This window comes from Pseudomonas sp. R19M (assembly GCF_050312585.1).
Taxonomy (GTDB): domain Bacteria; phylum Pseudomonadota; class Gammaproteobacteria; order Pseudomonadales; family Pseudomonadaceae; genus Aquipseudomonas; species Aquipseudomonas palleroniana.
Genome location: NZ_JBNPJV010000121.1, coordinates 1 through 366, shown reverse-complemented (window position 1 = coordinate 366; position 366 = coordinate 1). Strand labels below are relative to the sequence as shown.

General features: G+C 59.0%; 1 protein-coding gene. It reads left to right on the top strand.

What is annotated here, in order from left to right; genetic code table 11:
• Window positions 1–366 (top strand): immunoglobulin-like domain-containing protein (locus ACQRBT_RS28305; RefSeq protein ID WP_427851701.1); only part of this gene is annotated, 366 nt, incomplete at both ends.

Here is a 366-nt window from a genome sequence, read left to right as displayed (position 1 = left end):
GGCACTGTGACCGTCCCAGCGCCGAGCGATGACGTGTTCATCGACAAGAGCACGCAGACCGTCAAGATCACCGACGCCACCGGCGGCAACTTCGAGAAATTGGAAGTTGCAGGCAACGGTGCAACTACCACCATCAACGACACCATCGACAAAGTCGATGTGGTCCTGACCGCCACCAACACCGTCGGTGAAGGCGGCAACATCGTCTACACGGCCAGCCTTGTGGATAAAAACGGCGCACCGGTGACCAACATCACCAACCCACTGACCGTCACCCTGGATAACGGCCAAACCATCACCATCGGTGTGAACCAATCCAGCGGCACCGTCACCACCGTGGCGCCGAACGACGTCTACAAAGGCGAC